Source organism: Conexibacter sp. JCM 18997 (assembly GCF_055391915.1).
In genome coordinates this window covers 4,912,835-4,929,359 of record NZ_AP043885.1, presented here as the reverse complement: position 1 = coordinate 4,929,359, position 16,525 = coordinate 4,912,835, and the positions used below count along the sequence as shown (strand labels likewise).

Genomic DNA, 16,525 nt, shown 5'->3' with positions numbered 1-16,525 from the left:
ACTAGATTCGCGACCATGCGACGGATCGCACCGTGCTGAGCCGCGGCCAGACGCTGACCGCCACGGTGGCGGCGGCGGGAATCGTGCAGTTGCCGACCGCCGCGATCGTCGTCGCGGTGCCGACGATCCACCGTGAGTTCGGCACGTCGATCGCCGAGCTGCAGTGGACCGTGACCGCGTTCATGATCCCGATGACCGCGCTGCTGATCACCGCGGGTCGGGTGGCCGACATCTTCGGGCGCCGGCGGATCCTGCTGCTGGGCACCGCGCTGCTGGCGATCGGCTCGCTGCTGGCGGCGCTGAGCCCGGGCATCGTCACGCTGCTGGCGGGCATCGCCGTCGCCGGCATCGGCGGCGCGCTGCTGATGCCGTCGTCGATGTCGATCATCACCAACGTGTTCACCGACGCCCGCCGCGGCTTCGCGATCGGCATGTGGGGCGCGGCGACCGAGCTGATCTCGGGTGTCGGCGTGCTCGTCGGCGGCGTGCTCACCGGCGAGCTGGACTGGCGCTGGATCTTCTGGGTGTGCATCGCGGTGGCCATCGCGATCGCCGTGCTGACGCTGCGCGGCGTGCCCGAGTCCAGCGACCCGACGATCTCGCGCGAGGTCGACGTGCCGGGCGTCCTGCTCTCGGCCGGTGCGCTGACCACCGTGACGCTGGCGCTGATCCAGGGGTCCACCTGGGGCTGGGGCTCGCCGGCGATCGTCGCGCTGCTCGTCGCCGCCGCCGTCCTGTTCGCCGCGTTCGTGGTCAACGAGCTGCGCTCGGCGCACCCGATCATCGACTTCAGCTTCTTCCGCCAGCGCAACTTCCTGGGCTCGACGATCGTGATCTTCGTGCTGGACTTCAGCTTCGGCGCGCTGCTGTTCTTCCTGCCGCTGTACTTCTCGGAGATCCTGGGCGACGGGCCGGTGAAGGTCGGCGTGCTGCTGGTCCCGCTGACCGGGCTGATGGTCGTCGGGTCGCCGCTGGGCGGGCGCATCGCGGCGCGCACCGGGCCGCGCCCGCCGATCGTCTTCGGCCTGGCGCTGATGGCCATCTCGGTGGCCTGGATCTCCACGCTCGACGTCCACACCACGTACGCCGACCTGTGGATCCCCACCGCGCTGATGGGCCTGGGCGTCGGCGTCTCGCTGACGCCGATGAACCTCGCGGCGATGAACGCGATCTCGCGCAACCACGCGGGGGCCGCCTCGGGCATGCTCGTGACGCTCAGCGGCCTGGGCGCGACGCTCGGCGTCGCGGTCACCGGCGCGATCTTCAACCAGCTGCTGACCGACCGGACGGTGAGCGAGACCGCACAGGCCGGTGTGACCGTCACCGCCGACCAGGCCGTGCAGCTCGACGGCGTCCTGGCCGGCACGCCCGGCGCCACGCAGACGCTCGACCAGCTCGCCGGGGCGCAGGCCAGCGAGGTGACCGAGGCGGTCCGCGAGGCGTTCGTCTCCGCGCTGGGCACGGCGCTGAAGCTGTCGGCCGCGCTGATCGCCGTCGGGCTGGTCCTGGCCGTCGTCCTGCTGCGCCGGTCCGGACCGGTCGACGCCGAGCCGGTCGAGGACCCGGTGCTGGCCACCGGCATGCCCCGCCCGGCCCCGCGCGTGGTCGACGGCGCCGCGCTCTGACCACAGATAGTCGGAAGCCCTCGTAGCGGCTACGCTGGCCGGGAAAGGAGCAGCGAATGGCGATCGAGGTCATCGGGGTCGTAGGTGCGGGGTTCATGGGCACGGGCATCGCCGAATCGGCGGCCCGGGCCGGGGTCGGCGTGCACCTCTACGAACCGCAGCAGGACGCGCTGGACCGCTCGCGGGCGGGCCTGGAAGCGTCGGTCGGGCGCGCGGTCGCGCGCGGGAAGCTGAGCGACTCCGACGCGGCGGGGCTGCTCGAGCGGATCGTCCCGACGACGAACCTCGACGACCTGGCCCCCGCCGAGCTGGTGATCGAGGCGATCGTCGAGGACCCGCGCATCAAGGGCCAGGTGTTCGCCGACCTGGACGCGCGCGTGCCCGACGCAAAGCTGCTGGCCTCCAACACGTCGTCGATCCCGATCGCCCAGATCGCCTCCTGGACGCAGCGTCCCGAGCGCGTCTGCGGCCTGCACTTCTTCAGCCCGGTGCCGGTCATGAAGCTCGTCGAGATCGTCGTCGCGCTGGACACCAGCGAGGAGACGTTCGCCACGGCCGACGCCTTCGCGCGGCAGATCGACAAGCACCCGATCCGCACCAAGGACCGCTCGGGCTTCATCGTCAACATGCTGCTGGTCCCCTACCTGATGGCCGGCGTGCGGATGCTCGAGGAGGGCTTCGCCACGCGCGAGGACATCGACGAGGGCATGAAGCTCGGCGCCGGCCACCCGATGGGGCCGCTGACCCTGTGCGACTTCATCGGGCTCGACGTCCTGTACGCCGTGTGCGACTCGCTGTATGAGGAGTTCAAGCGCCCCGAGTACGCCCCGCCGCCGCTGATGAAGCGGATGATCCTGGCCGGGAAGCACGGTCGCAAGACCGGCGAGGGCTTCTACGACTACCGGAGCGCCTGATGCCCTACGAGATCCCCCAGGAGTTCCTGGACTTCCGCGACACGATCCGTCAGATCGCCATCGAGCGCATCGCCCCGCGCGCGCAGGAGATCGACCTCAAGGCCGAGTACCCGTGGGACATCCGCACGCTGCTGAGCGAGAACGACGTGCTCGCGCTGCCCTTCGGCGAGGAGCACGGCGGCACCGGGACGGGCACGCTGATGCTGCAGATGGCGGTCGAGGAGATCGCCAAGGCCTGCGCCTCGTGTGCGCTGATCCTGATGGTCCAGGAGCTGGGCACGCTGCCGATCCAGCTGTTCGGCTCCGACGAGCTCAAGCAGCGCTTCCTGCCCAAGTGCGCCACCGGTGAGTGGGCGGCCGCGTTCGCGCTGAGCGAGGCCGAGGCCGGCTCCAACCCGGCCGACATGCGCACCACCGCCGTCCAGGACGGCGACGAGTGGATCATCAACGGCGAGAAGACCTGGATCACCAACGCCAGCGTGGCCGACTTCTACGTGGTGTTCGCGGTCACCGATCGCCCCAACCGGCGCATGACCGCCTTCGTCGTCGAGGCCGACCGGCCCGGCTTCTCCATCGGCAAGCTCGAGCACAAGCTCGGCATCAAGGGCTCCCCCACCGGCTCGCCGGTCTTCCAGGACGTGCGCGTGCCGACCGAGAACGTGATCGGCGAGGTCGGCCGCGGCCTGCCCGTCGCGCTGGCCACGCTGCAGCGCACGCGCCTGGGCGCCGCCGCGCAAGCCGTCGGGATCGCCCAGGGCGCCACCGACTACGCCAACCGCTACGCGGCCGAGCGCCTCGTCAACGGCAAGCCACTCCACGCCCTGCAGGGCATCCAGTTCAAGCTGGCCGACATGGAGACCGGCACCGCCGCCGCGCGCGAGCTGCTCTACAAGGCCTGTGTCCTGTCCGACGACGGGGACGCGGCCGCCGCCAAGTACAGCTCGATGGCCAAGCTGTTTGCCTCCGACAACGCGATGAAGGTCACCGTCGACGCGGTGCAGGTGCTCGGCGGCTACGGCTACGTCAACGAGTTCCCGGTCGAGCGCATGATGCGCGACGCGAAGATCACCCAGATCTACGAGGGCACGAACGAGATCCAGCGGGTGATCATCGCCCGCCAGATGGCGAGCTGAAGTCGTCCTCGTCGGCGCGCACGCGTTCGAGGGTCTCGATCAGGGACTCCAGCGCGTCCGCCGGCAGCGGATCCACGCCGAAGCGCAGCGCGTTGAGCGCGTCGGTCGCCTCGGTGGCCACCTGGCGACCACGGTCGGTGATCGTGGCCAGCGTCGTGCGGCGGTCGGTCGGGTGTGCCGAGCGCTGGGCCAGCCCGGCCTTCTCCAGCCCGTCCATCAGGTTGGTCATCGACGTGCGGTGCACCTGCAGCCGCGCGCCCATCTTCCCCAGCGGCAGCGAGCCGTTGCGCGACAGGAACAGCAGCATCAGCGCCTCGTAGCGCGGGAACGTCAGCTCGTAGGGCTCGACCGTCGCGTTCAGGCGGGCCAGCAGGATCTGCTGCACGCGCATGATCGACGTCGCCGCCATCATCGGGGCGACCGCCTCCGCGCCCCAGCGCTCACGCCACTGGCGGCCGGCCTCGACGATCGGATCGAACTTCAGGGGCGGGTCGGACACCGGCACAGGGTACGGTCCGCGACGTGGACGAGGACGAGCTGACGATTCGCCGGCTGGTCGAGGGCTGGGCGGTGTGGCGCGACGCGATGGACTGGGAGCGCTTCCGCACGGTCTGGCACGCCGACGGGCGCATGATGGCCACCTGGTGGCAGGGCCCGTTCGAGGAGTTCATCCGGGTCTCGCGCGAGGGCTACGCGCGCGGGGTGCGGATCCTGCACTTCCTGGGCGGGAGCGCGGTGGAGGTCGCCGGCGACCGGGCGGTCGCCCAGACGAAGATGACGATCGCGCAGCGCGCGGTCGTCGAGGACGTGGAGTGCGACGTCGTCTGCACCGGGCGCTTCTACGACTTCTTCGAGCGCCGCGTCGGGCGCTGGGGGCTGGTCCTGCGCCAGCCGATCTACGAGCGCGACCGCCTGGATCCCGTGGACCCGGGGGCCGCGCCGGCGCTGGACGCCGATCGGCTGGCCGGCTATCCCGTGGGCTACCGCCACCTGGCCTACCTGCAGGAGGGCATCGGCTACGACGTCAAGCGCGACATGCCCGGCCTGGACGGTCCCGAGGTGCAGGCGCTGTACGCCGCGGGCCAGGCCTGGCTGGCCGGCGGACCACTGGATCGCTGAGCCTCGTAGCCTCATCGGCCTCATGCCGATGGATTGCACCTACCGCCTGCGCATCCCGCACCGCGCGGGCCAGCTCGCCCAGGTCACCGGACGGATCGCCGAGCATGGCGGGCTGATCGGCGACATCGTCACGATCTCGGTGGCCAAGCACGAGGCGCTGCGCGACGTGACCGTCGAGGTCCGCGACAAGGCGCACGCCGAGGAGCTGGCCGACGGCCTGGGCGCGCTGGAGGGCGTGACCGTCTCGTGGTTCCACGACCGCGCGTTCCTGGCCCACGACGGCGGCAAGCTCGACGTGGTCTCCCGGCGCGAGATCCGCTCCAACCAGGACGTGCGCGACGTCTACACGCCGGGCGTGGCCCGCGTGTCGCTGGCCATCGCCGAGTTCCCCGAGCTGGCCGCGCGCTTCACGATGATCGGCCGCAGCGTCGCGATCGTCACCAACGGCACGCGCGTGCTCGGCCTGGGCGACATCGGCCCGGTGGCCGCCATGCCGGTGATGGAGGGCAAGGCGCTGTTCTACGCGCAACTCGTCGGCATCAGCGCGGTGCCGATCCTGATCGACACCAAGGACGTCGACGAGTTCGTCGAGACCGTCGTGCGCATCGCGCCCGGCTTCGGCGCGATCCACCTGGAGGACATCTCCACCCCCGCGTGCTTCGAGATCGAGCGGCGCCTGATCGAGGCGCTGCCCCAGCCGGTCATGCACGACGACGTCCACGGCACCGCGGTCGTCACGTTCGCCGCGGCGATCGCCGCCTGCCGCCACGTCGACATGCGCCTGGACGAGGCGGTCGTCGGCCAGATCGGCCTGGGCGCCGCCGGCTTCGGCATCGCCTCGCTGATCCACGACGCCGGCGTGCATCGCGTGCTGGCCACCGATCCCAACCCGGCCGCGCAGGCCCAGGCGGCCGAGCACGGCATCGAGATCGTCGACCTCGAGACGGTGATGCGCGAGGCCGACGTCGTCGTCGCCACCAGCGGCCGGCCCGGTCTGATCAAGCCCGAGATGGTGCGTCCGGGCCAGGTCGTGCTCGCGCTGACCAACCCCGAGCCGGAGATCACGCCCAGCGCCGCGCTGGCCGCCGGTGCCGCGTTCGCCGCCGACGGCACCAGCGTCAACAACGTCCTCGGCTACCCGGGCATCTTCCACGGCGCCCTGCTGGCCGGCGCCAACCAGATCAACCTCGAGATGAAGCGCGCCGCCGCCTGGGCGCTGGCCGGCCTGACCGTCGAGTCCGAGCTCGTGCCCGACGTGCTCGACCACGCCGTCCACGACGCCGTCGCCCAGGCCGTCCGCACCGCCGCGATCGACAGCGGCGTCGCGGACCTGATCAAGGTCTCCGGCTGAGCGCGTCTCGCGCCGCAGCTGGCGCGTTGCCGCTCTCAAGGTGCGTCGGCGCTGGCCGATTACCTGGATAGGCCGCTCCGATTCGGGGCGGCTCTTCTCGTTGTCGGTGGCGTCGGCGCGGGCGAACGACGGGCAGCGATGGCGCGTGAGTCGTACGCGCGCCGCGGTCCGCGTGGCGAAAGGAGCGACGTGTCCGGAAAGCGAACCGACCCCGCCCGCGCGCTCGGCGCGGCGGTCCGGGCCCGGCTGTCTTCGCTGCCCGCCGTTCGTTCGCGCCGCCGCGGCCCAGTGGCGGGCGTGAAGTCGGCGCCGGCGAACGACGGGCAGCGATGGCGCGTGAGGCGTCCGCGCGCCGCGGGCCGCGCGGCGAACAGGGCGACGTGACCGACCTTATGCTCGTATAGCGGGGTTAAAGTCGGTCACGTGCCGGTCCGAAAAGCGAACCGACCCCGGCGCGCTCGGCGCGGCGGCTCCGGGCCGGCTGTCTTCGCTGCCCGCCGTTGTCGTTCCCGGCCGGAGCCCTACTGGACGGGCTTCTCCTGGTGCCCGCCGAACTGCTTGCGCAGGGCGGACAGGACCTTGTCGGCGAACAGGTCGTTGCCGCGCGAGGCGAAGCGCGAGTACAGGGCGGTGGTCAGCACCGGCGCGGAGACGCCCTCCTCGATGGCGGCGATCGACGTCCAGCGGCCCTCGCCGGAATCCGACACGTGGCCCGAGTACCCCTCGAGGTCGGGGTCCTCGACGAACGCGGTGGCGGCCAGATCCAGCAGCCACGAGCTGATCACGCTGCCCCGGCGCCAGACCTCGGCGACCTCGGGGACGTTCATCTCGTACTGGTAGTACTCGGGGTACTCCAGCGGGGACGTCTCGGCGTCCATGTCCTGCTGGTGCAGGCCGACGTTGGCGTTGCGGATGATGTTGAAGCCCTCCGCGTACGCGGCCATGATCCCGTACTCGATCCCGTTGTGGACCATCTTCACGAAGTGGCCCGCGCCGTTGGGGCCGCAGTGCAGGTAGCCCTTCTCGGCGGGGATCGGATCGCCCTCGCGGCCCGGGGTGCGCTCGGCCTCGTCCAGACCGGGAGCGATCGTGGCGAAGACCGGCTCCAGCCGCGCGAAGACCTCGTCCTCGCCGCCGATCATCAGGCAGAAGCCGCGCTGGAAGCCCCACACGCCGCCGCTGGTGCCCACATCCATGTGGTGGATGCCCTTCTCCTTCAGCGCCTTGGCGTGATGCAGATCGTCGTGGTAGTGCGTGTTGCCGCCGTCGATGATCGTGTCGCCCTCTTCGAGGACCTCGGCCAGGGCGGCGATCGTCTTGTCGGTGATCTCGCCCGCGGGGACCATCACCCACACCGCGCGCGGCTTGTCGAGCTTGGCGACAAACTCCTCGAGGTCGGTCGCGCCGCCGGCGCCCTCGGCCTCCAGCGCGTGGACCGCGTCGGGGTTGACGTCGTAGCCGACGCACGAGTGGCCGTCGGCCATCAGGCGCCGCACGATTCCCGCGCCCATCCGTCCGAGCCCCACCATCCCGAGCTGCATCGGCCTGTCGGTCGCCATCGGTCCTCGCTCCTGTCGTCGTGTACCCCGGACATCATGGCGCAGGTAGGCTCGCGACATGGTCGAGCACACAGACTTCGTCTCCGTTTCTACACAAGACATGGCGCGCGCGAAGGCGTTCTACGGCGAGACGCTCGGATTGCCCATGAGCCACGCCTTCGAGGAGAAGTTCGCCGAGTTCGAGACGGGCAACCTGACGCTGCTGCTGACCGACCCCGCGGCGATCGGACGGGAGTTCGCCCCCAGCCCGGCCACGATCGCCCTACGGGTGCCCGACGTGCACGCCGAGCGCGAGCGCCTGGAGGGTCTGGGCGTGACGTTCTTCGGCGACGTGATCGACACCGGCGTGTGCCACATGGCGCCGTTCGCGGACCCCGACGGGAACGCGCTCCTGCTGCACCGGCGCTACGCGCCGAAGGGCTAGCGCGTCGCGGCGAACCACATCTCGACACGCGTGCCCGGAACGTCGGGCGCGAACGAGAAGCGGTCGGCCATCGCGGTCATCAGCGGCATGCCGAGACCGAGGCCGGGTGAGTCGTGGCGCGGCGCGAGGCCGTAGCCGTGATCGCGCACGACGACGAACAGGCCGCCGTCCTGCTCCCAGGCGCGCACCTCGATGATGTCGTCGTCCGCGGGGATCCCGCGGTATCCGTGGACGACCGCGTTGGTCACGGCCTCGGACACGCAGAGGGCGACGGCGACCTCGTCGACGTCGAGATGGGCAGCACCGGTCAGCTCGGTCAGCGCCCGCCGGGCGGCAGTGGCGCTGGCCACATCGGCCGGCAGTCGGAGGTCGAGCATCGAGGCTTCCATGGGCAGCAACGTTCCCGCGTGTGGGTTTGTTCGCGGTATGGGCTCGGTCGGATCACGGTATGAACAGCACCGGAACCGTTTCCGGTTAGGATCGAGCGATGATCGAGCGCCGCTACGAGCAGCTGCACGCGGCCGAGATCGAGGCGCTCGCGCAGGACGCGCCGATCGCCTGGGTGCCGATCGGCACGCTCGAGCACCATGGTCCGCATCTGCCCTTCGGCGTGGATCGCTTCACCGCCCACGGGCTGATGCTGCGGGCCGCGCAGCAGGCCGGCGGTGTCGTGCTGCCACCGAGCTACGTCGCTTCGGGCTGCCTGGACATGCCCTTCACGCTGACCTTCTCCCGCGCGCTGGTCGAGGCCACCGTGCGCGAGACGATCCAGCAACTGGCGGGCCGGGGGTTCGCGCTCGTCGTCGTGCTCACCGGCCACGGCCCGCTCGACCTCCTGCACCTGATCAAGCGCGTGTGCGCCGAGGAGCAGGCGGTGACCGACGGGCTGCAGGCCTACGGGCTGTGCTGGCTGGAGCTGAACGCGGCCCAGCTGGATCGTGCGGTGGAGGGCGAGCCGCGCGTCGTCGACCACGCGGCCCTGGTGGAGACGTCGTGGATGCTGGCGCTGCACCCGGAGCTGGTGGCGACCGACCGGCTGGCCGACGATCCCGACGCGACCCACGCCGGCGTGTACGGCCCCAACCCGCGCTTCACCGCCGACGCCGATTGGGGCCGCGCGTCGGTCGACGCCGCCGCCGCGTTGCTGGCCGCGCGCGCGACGAGCCTGCTGCGCGGCGGCCCGGCGCCCACGCTGGAGGACCTGGGCCGCTTCGTCGAGTTCTGCTGGCCCGAGCCGCTGCAGCTGACCCGCGACGGCCTGCACAACCCCGGGCGAGCGTCGCGCTACATCAGCGCGCTGTCGGTGGAGGCCGACGGTGCGGCGATCGATCCGGCGGAGGTCGTGCTGATCAACGACAGCCCGGGCGAAACGGGCATCCCGGTGCGCGCCGATGCGCTCGGCCCCGAGTCCGGCTTCTACGTGCGCCGCGGCCAGACCGCAACCGTGCGGCTGCCCGCAGCGGCGGCCGGCGCCGATCGCCTGCGCCTGACCGTCGGGCTGGCCGGTGTCGCCGCCCAGGTGATCGAGAGGGACTTCCGCAGCGATGGTTAGGATCGCGAAATGCGCGTGAATTCCTCAGCACTGTGGCGGCCGGAAAGCCGGTGACGCAGACTCGCGGCGAGCAGCGCCGCCCCGCCGCACGCGCGTCCATGCGCGAGGTCGCCGACCGAGCCGGCGTGGCCATGTCGTCGGTCTCGCGCGTGCTGTCCGGCCACCCGGACGTGTCCGCGCCCATGCGCGAGAAGGTCATGGCCGTGGTGGCCGAGCTCGGCTATCAGCCCGACCTGCTGGCCCAGTCGCTGCGCCGCCGGGAGACGCGGTCGGTCGGCTTCGTCGTCGGCGACATCGCCAACCCCCTGCTGGCCGAGATCGTCAAGGGCGCCGAGTCGGGCCTGCGCGAGCGCGGCTACTCGATGCTGCTGACCGACTCCGAGAACGAGCCGGCGCGCGACGCCGTGCACATGCGGCTGTTCGAGCAGCGCCGCGTCGACGGGCTGATGCTCTCGCTGGCCTCCGAGGACAACCCCGAGACGCTCCAGGTGCTGCAGCAGTTCGAGACGCCCGCCGTCCTGGTCGATCGCGAGCTGCGCACCGACGTGGGCGCCAGCGCCGTCCTGTCGGACCATCGCGGCGGCATGCGCGACGCCGTCAGCCACCTGCTGGATCTGGGCCACCGCCGCATCGGCCTGATCGTGGGCCAGCCGATGCGTCCGTCGCGCGAGCGCCGCGCCGGGCTGGAAGAGGCCTTCGCCGCGCGTGATCTGCCCGCCACCTACACGATCGTCGAGGGCATGCTGTCGGCCGACCACGGGCGCAACGCGACCCGCCAGCTGCTGGACGCCCCGGATCCGCCCACCGCGATCGTCGCCGGCGGCAACCAGCTGCTGATCGGCACCCTGGGCGAGCTGCTCAGCCGCGACCTGCGCATCGGCGCCGACGTCTCGCTCGTCTCCTGCGACGCGATCGACGTGACCGAGCTCTTCAACCCCCCGATCGCGGTCGTCCTGCGCGACAACCGCGAGATCGGCAGCCAGGCGGCCACGCTGCTGCTCGAGCGCCTGGGCGACGACGACCCGGGTCCCCGGACCGTCGTGCTGCCCACGGCGTTCCACGCGCGCGCGAGCTGCGCGCCGCCGCCCGGCGTCTGACGGTCTAACGCGGCGGCTGCGCGCCGACCTTCCGGTAGGCCTCGTCCGGCACCGCCGCCGGGTCCTTGTAGACGGTCCACGTGCACGGCGTGCCCGCCCCGTTGCGCGGCGGATCGACGACGCGGACCGGCGAGCCCCACTGCTCGATCGGCCACTTCTGCAGCGCGACCACGCAGTGGGCGCAGTACAGGCAGACGCCGCGCTCGTTGCCCGCCCAGTCGTGCTCCTCCTGCGTGACGCGGAATCCCGCGGCCGGCGTCTGGCGCCCGCCCGAGCCGCACGGGTCGAAGGCGATCACCCAGCGGTCGTCGTGCTCGGTCAGGTCCATGTCCCCCATGCGCTCGGGACCGACCAGGTGCGCCCGCATCGACTCGAACGCGATGTACAGGTTGCGCTCCAGCGTGTCCGCGTAGGGCTGCACGCGCGTGTCGAACACCGAGTAGCGCTCGGCCAGGTAGGGCTCCAGCACCGCCGCGAAGCACTCGCCCACCGCGGCCTCGCCGAAGCGGTCGGCGACCACCGTGAGCAGCCCGGCCTGCAGGTCGGCCCAGCGGTCGTGCAGCGCGCGCCAGGCCTCGCGCAGCGCGTCGAAGCGCTCCAGCCCGTAGGCCGTGCCCACCTCCAGCCCGCGCAGGTCGTTGCCCAGCCGGCCGGCCATCGCGCCCAGGTCGCCCCAGCGCGCGTGCGGGTCCAGCGGCGTGCCGTCGGGGTAGGCCAGCAGCCGCGCCAGCCGCTCCCGCTCAGCCGCCAGCTCGTCGGCGCTCACCCCGCGCGCGAGCAGGAAGCCGTCGAAGCCCGCGCTCCAGGTCAGGTAGACGACGTGGCAGACCTTCGCCTCCTCCATGAAGTAGTCGACGAGCTGCGCCGCCTCCTCCCAGCGTCCGGCGCGGATCGCCTCGGCCACCTTGTGGGTCGTCCCGATCGCCTGGTCGGCCCAGTCGCCCGGGCGCACGCGCTTGCCCAGCGTGGCCGACCACGTCAGCGGGCCGGCCATCGCGCTCAGCGGGCGACGGGCTCGAGCTGGCCGCTGGCCGCGCTGCGGTAGGCGGCGTCGAGCAGCTCGACCGTGCGCGCCGCCAGCTCGCCCGGGGACTGGTTGACCACGTCCTTGCCCAGGGCCAGATCCACGAGCATGTGCGGCGGCCCGTCGCAGTCGTAGGCGCCGTCGCCGGCCTCGACGTCCAGGTGGATGTCGGTCGCGCCGCGGTCGGCCCAGATCCAGCCCGCCTCGCGCTCGACGTCGACGAGCAGGTGCCCCTCGGAGCCGATCGCGCGCACCTCGAGCTGGTGCTTGTTGCCCCCGGCGCCCAGATGGGCCGAGCCGCCCGCGACCGTGCCGATGGCGCCGTTGTCGTAGCGCACGGTGATCGCGTCGTGCAGCTCCACGGGCGCGTCCAGCGGGGCGCTCATCAGCGCGAACGCGTCGCTGGCCCGCAGGCCGGTCAGCCACAGGGCCAGGCCCAGCGCGTGGCTCAGCTGGGCCTGCGCGTAGCCGCCGCCCGAGACGCGCGGATCGGTCCAGGTGGCCTGCTCGGGCACCGTGTCCGGATCGGCGTCAGGGTAGGAGCCGGTGTTGGACAGCAGCTCGCGCGTGACCGAGGCCATCTGCACGGCCATCTGCTCGACCTCGCCGATGCCGCCCTCGTCCATCAGGCGCTTCATCTCGCGCACCATCGGCCGGTAGTTCCAGCCGAACGAGACGACCATGTGGCGCCCGAGCCGCTCGCCCGTGGCCACCAGGTCCCAGGCGTCGGCCGGGTCGATCGTGAACGGCTTCTCGACGAGCACGTGCGCGCCCGCCTCCATCGCCGCCTTGGCGTGCTCGTGGTGCAGGCCGGTCGGGCTGGCGATCAGCGCGATGTCCACGCCCGCATCGAGCACGTCGCGGTAGTCCTCGCTGGCCACCGAGAACCCGTACTCGCGCTGCACGCGCTCGAGCGCCTCGGTGCCCTTGCGGGCCACGCCGACGAACTCGACCTCGTCGGCGCGCTGGGCGAAGTTGGGCAGATGCGAGGCCAGGGCCCAGGACCCCGCGCCGATGACGCCCAGTCGGAGCTTGGTCATGTCAGTTGCTCGTCAGTCGGATGCGGAGCTGGTCGAACGACACCGCGAAGATCAGCAGCGCGCCCTGGGCCACCGTCTGCCAGAAGCTGGAGACGTTGAGCAGGACGAGGCCGTTGTTCAGCGTGCCGATGATCAGCAGGCCCAGGATCGTGCCGGCGATCGTGCCGCGGCCGCCGGCCAGCGACGCGCCGCCGAGGATCACCGCGGTGACCACCGAGAGCTCCATGCCCGTCGCCGCCTGCGGCGAGGCGGCGCCCAGCTGCGAGGCCAGGATCAGGCCGCCGATCGCCACGCACAGGCCGGACAGCACGAAGCCGATCCAGATCACGCGCCGCGAGCGGATGCCGTTCAGGCGTGCCGCCGCGGGGTTCGCGCCGATCGCGTACATCGAGCGCCCGTACACGGTGTAGCGACTGAGGAACCAGAAGGCGATGACGATCGCCGCCAGGATGAACACCGGCAGCGGGATGTCGAACAGCGGACGCGACGTGGCCCAGCTGAACTTGTCGATCGACAGCGTCTGACCGTCGGTGATCACCTGGGTCAGACCGCGGAACACCGCGAGCGTGCCCAGCGTGGTGATCAGCGCGTTGATGCCGACCACGGTGACCAGGAAGCCGTTGACCAGCCCGATCCCGATGCCGGCCAGGATCGCGATGAACACCGAGTAGTAGATGTCGTTGTGCAGCGCCAGCGAGGCGAGCACCGCACCACAGAACGCCGCCGCCGAGCCGACCGAGAGGTCGAACTGCCCGGCGATCAGGAGCATCGTGGCCGGCGCGGCGATGATGCCGGTGACCGCCGCGGCGGTGACGATGTTGACGAAGTTGTCGTAGTTCAGGAAGAACCCCGACGTGATCGAGAAGAACACCCCGAGCACGATCAGGACGACGATCAGCGCGGCGGTCTCCGGGACCTGCCGGCGCCGCTGGGTCGGCACCGCGGAGGTCGGCGGCGCACTGGGCCCTCCGACGACCTCGGGCGACAGGACGGGATCGGGCACGTTCATCCTCCAGCCAGCTCGGTGAGCCGTTCAGTCGTGATCTCATCGCCGCCCAGCTCGCCCACGACCCGTCCGCGGGCCATCACCGCGGCACGGTCGGCGAGCTGCACGACCTCCTCGTAGTCGGACGTGGCCACCAGCACGCCCATGCCCTTGCGGGCCAGCTTGCGGATCTCTCGGTAGATCTCCATGCGGGCGCCGACGTCGACGCCGCGGGTCGGCTCGATCAGCACGAGCATGTCGGACTCGCGCTCCAGCCAGCGGCCGAGCACGACCTTCTGCTGGTTGCCACCCGACAGGGTGCTGATCAACTGCTCCGGATCGTTGCGCGACCGGATCGACAGCTCGTCGTGCCAGCGCTTGTAGGCGCGCGCCTCGGAGCGGCGGCCCAGCAGGCCCCGCCGCGACAGGCGGCTCCAGGACGGCACGGAGATGTTCTCCGACACCGAGCGGACCATGAACGCGCCTTCGCGCTGACGATCGGCGGGCACGAGGCCGACGCCGGCGGCGATCGCCGCGTGCGGGCCGGACGGCGTGTGCGTCTCGCCGCGCAGGCGGCAGTCGCCCTCCGACAGCGCGCGCAGGCCGAAGGCGACCTCGGCCACCTCGGCGGTGCCGGAGCCGAGCTTGCCGTACAGCGCGACGACCTCGCCGGCGCGCACCGACAGGTCGACGTCGGCGAAGGCGCCCTCGCTGGCCGCGCCCGCGTAGGCCAGCAGCGGCGTGACGCCGGCGTCGATCGTGGCCGGCTCCGGGCGGGTCACCTCGCCGACCTCGCGGCCGACCATCGCGGTGACCAGGTCGGCGCGGCTGGTGCCGGCGACCTCGCGCTCGAGCACGACGGCGCCGTCGCGCAGCACCTCGACGCGGTCGGCGATCTGCACGACCTCGTCGAGACGGTGGGTGATGTAGATCAGCGCGGTCCCGCGGTCGCGCAGGCGGCGGACCGCGTCGAACAGCTTCTCGACCTCCTGGGCCGACAGCGCCGCGGTCGGCTCGTCGAGGATCAGGCAGCGGGCCCGGTCGGAGATCGCGCGAGCGATCTCGACGGCCTGGCGCTCGCCGATGCGCAGCTCGGCCACGGGACGGTCGGGGTCGAGGTCCACGCCGAGCTCGTCGAGCGCGCGGACGGCGCGCTCGCGCACCGCCTTCCAGCGCACGAAGCCGCGCTTGCCGGGCCAGCGCCCGAGCGAGATGTTCTCGGCGACGGTGAGCGCGGGCGCGTCGCTGAGCTCCTGGAAGATCATGCGCACGCCCAGCGACCTTGCGGCCACCGGGTCCAGCGCGGAGTGCGACTCGCCGGCGATGACGATCTCCCCCGAGTCGGGGGAGTGATCGCCGGCGAGGATGCGCACGAGCGTGGACTTGCCCGCCCCGTTCTCGCCGAGGAGGGCCAGCACCGAGCCGCCGGCGACATCGAGGTCCACACCGTGGAGGACCTCGACGCCGCCGAACGACTTGCGGATCGCCCGCGCCTGGAGGCGGAAGGGCTGCTGCGGTGTTTCAGAATCCGACATCCAGGCGCTCCGCGATCAGCACTTCGAAACGTCGTAGTAGTCGGCGATGTTGTCCTTGTTGATGATCACGTGCGGGACGAACAGGGTCTCGTTGACCGTCTCGCCCTTGGCCGCACGGATCGCCGCCGGGACCGCGATCTGACCGTACTTCTCGGGGAAGTACGCCGCGTCGGCGACCCACTGGTCGTTCGTCGCGATCTGGCAGTGCGACGTCGGGTCGGCACCTTGGCCGGCCAGGTACAGGTCCTTCTCGCGGCCCTGGGCCTTGGCGGCCGCCAGCGCGCCCAGCGCCATGTCGTCGTTCAGCGACAGGACGATGATCTTGTGCTGGCCGGGCAGCGACGTGAGGACGTCGGCGAACTTCTTCTGGCCACCCTCGATGGTGCCGCCGCCGTCGACGACCTTCAGGTTCTTCGGCTTGCCGCAGACCGACTCGAAGCCCGTCAGCGCGCCACCGGAGCGCTGGTCGTTGACCACGCCGGCCGCCGGCTGCTGCATCGACACGACCGCGTCGTAGTCGCAGTCGGAGTTCTCCTTGAAGTACGTGCCCATCGCCTCGCCGGCGATCTCACCAGCGCGCTGGTTGTCGGCGCCCATGAAGGCGACCTGGCACGGCTTCTGGTTGATGTCCACGGCGATCGTGGGGACGTCGGGACCGGCCGCGCAGATGCGCGGTGCGGACTTCTCGTCGACCTGGAAGTTGATGATCGCGTCCACGCCCTGCGTCTTGAAGTTCTTCGCGCAGTCCAGCGCCTTGGCCGCGTCCAGCTGCGAGTCGCAGAAGACGAGCTGCGCGCCGTCGGCCTTGGCCTCGGCCTTGATGTTGTCGGACACGAGCTTGACGAACGGCACCTGGTCGCCCAGGGAGATGTAGCCGATCTTCAGGCCGTCGCCGGAGCCGGGGACCGGGTCCTCGAACTTCGCGGCACCCTCGATGTCGGGCGTCGTGGCCTCCGGAGCCGCCTCAGCGGTCGTGGCCGGAGCGGCCGCGGCCGCCGTGCTGGCCGCCGTACCCGTGTCGTTGCTGTCTTCGCTGCCGCTGCCGCAGGCAGCCGCCCCGATGGCCAGAGCAGCGACTGCAGCCGCCGTCAGGCCCTTGCGCCAAAGCATTCTCGTTCTCCTCCTCCGTGTGGTGCCAGCCCCCGGACTGGGGACCGTTGCCGGAAT

The 16,525-nt window shown here is 71.5% G+C and carries 16 protein-coding genes; 8 read left to right on the top strand and 8 right to left on the bottom strand.

All coding sequences use genetic code 11. The features are described from left to right. Positions 1 to 32 precede the first annotated feature (32 nt). Genes ACZ5UI_RS24695 through ACZ5UI_RS24685 form a run of 3 tightly spaced genes read left to right on the top strand, consistent with a single transcriptional unit; the run spans position 33 to position 3,672 of the window. Positions 33 to 1,625: an MFS transporter gene (locus ACZ5UI_RS24695; RefSeq protein ID WP_464192146.1), complete on the top strand. Its 1,593-nt coding sequence runs from the start codon at positions 33 to 35 to the stop codon at positions 1,623 to 1,625. A gap of 56 nt (positions 1,626 to 1,681) precedes the next feature. Further along, positions 1,682 to 2,539 (top strand): 3-hydroxyacyl-CoA dehydrogenase family protein, encoded by an 858-nt coding sequence (locus tag ACZ5UI_RS24690; RefSeq protein WP_464192144.1) that lies wholly within the window; start codon positions 1,682 to 1,684, stop codon positions 2,537 to 2,539. Beyond that, the gene (locus ACZ5UI_RS24685) at positions 2,539 to 3,672 is read left to right on the top strand and encodes an acyl-CoA dehydrogenase family protein (RefSeq protein ID WP_464192142.1); all 1,134 of its coding nucleotides are present in this window, start codon (positions 2,539 to 2,541) and stop codon (positions 3,670 to 3,672) included. The genes ACZ5UI_RS24690 and ACZ5UI_RS24685 overlap by 1 nt, the downstream gene beginning before the upstream one ends. On the opposite strand, the gene ACZ5UI_RS24680 is transcribed toward ACZ5UI_RS24685, so the two are convergent. Next, complete coding sequence (locus ACZ5UI_RS24680) at positions 3,647 to 4,171, bottom strand: MarR family winged helix-turn-helix transcriptional regulator (RefSeq protein ID WP_464192140.1); 525 nt, start codon at positions 4,169 to 4,171, stop codon at positions 3,647 to 3,649. The genes ACZ5UI_RS24685 and ACZ5UI_RS24680 overlap by 26 nt on opposite strands. Positions 4,172 to 4,194: 23 nt before the next feature. Here ACZ5UI_RS24680 and ACZ5UI_RS24675 point away from each other — a divergent pair, with 23 nt between their 5' ends. Together ACZ5UI_RS24675 and ACZ5UI_RS24670 are read left to right on the top strand one after the other, a co-directional pair. After that, on the top strand, positions 4,195 to 4,791 hold the full coding sequence (locus ACZ5UI_RS24675) for a nuclear transport factor 2 family protein (protein WP_464192138.1): 597 nt from the start codon (positions 4,195 to 4,197) through the stop codon (positions 4,789 to 4,791). Between the two features lie 22 nt (positions 4,792 to 4,813). After that, positions 4,814 to 6,142: an NAD-dependent malic enzyme gene (locus tag ACZ5UI_RS24670; protein ID WP_464192135.1), complete on the top strand. Its 1,329-nt coding sequence runs from the start codon at positions 4,814 to 4,816 to the stop codon at positions 6,140 to 6,142. A 521-nt stretch (positions 6,143 to 6,663) separates the two neighbouring features. Here ACZ5UI_RS24670 and gnd read toward each other — a convergent pair. Further along, a complete protein-coding gene (gnd, locus tag ACZ5UI_RS24665; RefSeq protein ID WP_464197876.1) occupies positions 6,664 to 7,683 on the bottom strand; it encodes a phosphogluconate dehydrogenase (NAD(+)-dependent, decarboxylating) in 1,020 nt (339 codons plus the stop codon). Between the two features lie 76 nt (positions 7,684 to 7,759). Between gnd and ACZ5UI_RS24660 the strand changes: the two genes are divergently transcribed. Continuing rightward, on the top strand, positions 7,760 to 8,125 hold the full coding sequence (locus tag ACZ5UI_RS24660) for a VOC family protein (protein WP_464192133.1): 366 nt from the start codon (positions 7,760 to 7,762) through the stop codon (positions 8,123 to 8,125). On the opposite strand, the gene ACZ5UI_RS24655 is transcribed toward ACZ5UI_RS24660, so the two are convergent. Next, positions 8,122 to 8,502, bottom strand: coding sequence for an ATP-binding protein (locus tag ACZ5UI_RS24655; protein ID WP_464192131.1), 381 nt, complete (start codon positions 8,500 to 8,502; stop codon positions 8,122 to 8,124). The two genes, ACZ5UI_RS24660 and ACZ5UI_RS24655, sit on opposite strands and share 4 nt — an antisense overlap. 110 nt (positions 8,503 to 8,612) lie before the next feature. Here ACZ5UI_RS24655 and ACZ5UI_RS24650 point away from each other — a divergent pair, with 110 nt between their 5' ends. Further along, the gene (locus ACZ5UI_RS24650; RefSeq protein WP_464192129.1) at positions 8,613 to 9,677 is read left to right on the top strand and encodes a creatininase family protein; all 1,065 of its coding nucleotides are present in this window, start codon (positions 8,613 to 8,615) and stop codon (positions 9,675 to 9,677) included. A gap of 50 nt (positions 9,678 to 9,727) precedes the next feature. After that, a complete protein-coding gene (locus ACZ5UI_RS24645; protein ID WP_464192127.1) occupies positions 9,728 to 10,774 on the top strand; it encodes a LacI family DNA-binding transcriptional regulator in 1,047 nt (348 codons plus the stop codon). 4 nt (positions 10,775 to 10,778) lie between these two features. On the opposite strand, the gene ACZ5UI_RS24640 is transcribed toward ACZ5UI_RS24645, so the two are convergent. Genes ACZ5UI_RS24640 through ACZ5UI_RS24620 form a run of 5 tightly spaced genes read right to left on the bottom strand, consistent with a single transcriptional unit; the run spans position 10,779 to position 16,468 of the window. After that, positions 10,779 to 11,768 carry a hypothetical protein gene (locus tag ACZ5UI_RS24640; protein ID WP_464192125.1) on the bottom strand — a complete coding sequence of 330 codons (990 nt, stop codon included), beginning with the start codon at positions 11,766 to 11,768 and terminating at the stop codon, positions 10,779 to 10,781. Positions 11,769 to 11,773: 5 nt separating this feature from the next. Then, positions 11,774 to 12,838, bottom strand: a complete 1,065-nt coding sequence (locus ACZ5UI_RS24635; protein WP_464192123.1) for a Gfo/Idh/MocA family protein — start codon at positions 12,836 to 12,838, stop codon at positions 11,774 to 11,776. Position 12,839: 1 nt separating this feature from the next. After that, a complete protein-coding gene (locus ACZ5UI_RS24630; RefSeq protein WP_464192121.1) occupies positions 12,840 to 13,841 on the bottom strand; it encodes an ABC transporter permease in 1,002 nt (333 codons plus the stop codon). Between the two features lie 2 nt (positions 13,842 to 13,843). After that, complete coding sequence (locus ACZ5UI_RS24625) at positions 13,844 to 15,358, bottom strand: sugar ABC transporter ATP-binding protein (RefSeq protein ID WP_464192119.1); 1,515 nt, start codon at positions 15,356 to 15,358, stop codon at positions 13,844 to 13,846. A 15-nt stretch (positions 15,359 to 15,373) separates the two neighbouring features. After that, positions 15,374 to 16,468 carry a sugar ABC transporter substrate-binding protein gene (locus ACZ5UI_RS24620; RefSeq protein ID WP_464192117.1) on the bottom strand — a complete coding sequence of 365 codons (1,095 nt, stop codon included), beginning with the start codon at positions 16,466 to 16,468 and terminating at the stop codon, positions 15,374 to 15,376. Between the last annotated feature and the right edge of the window lie 57 nt (positions 16,469 to 16,525).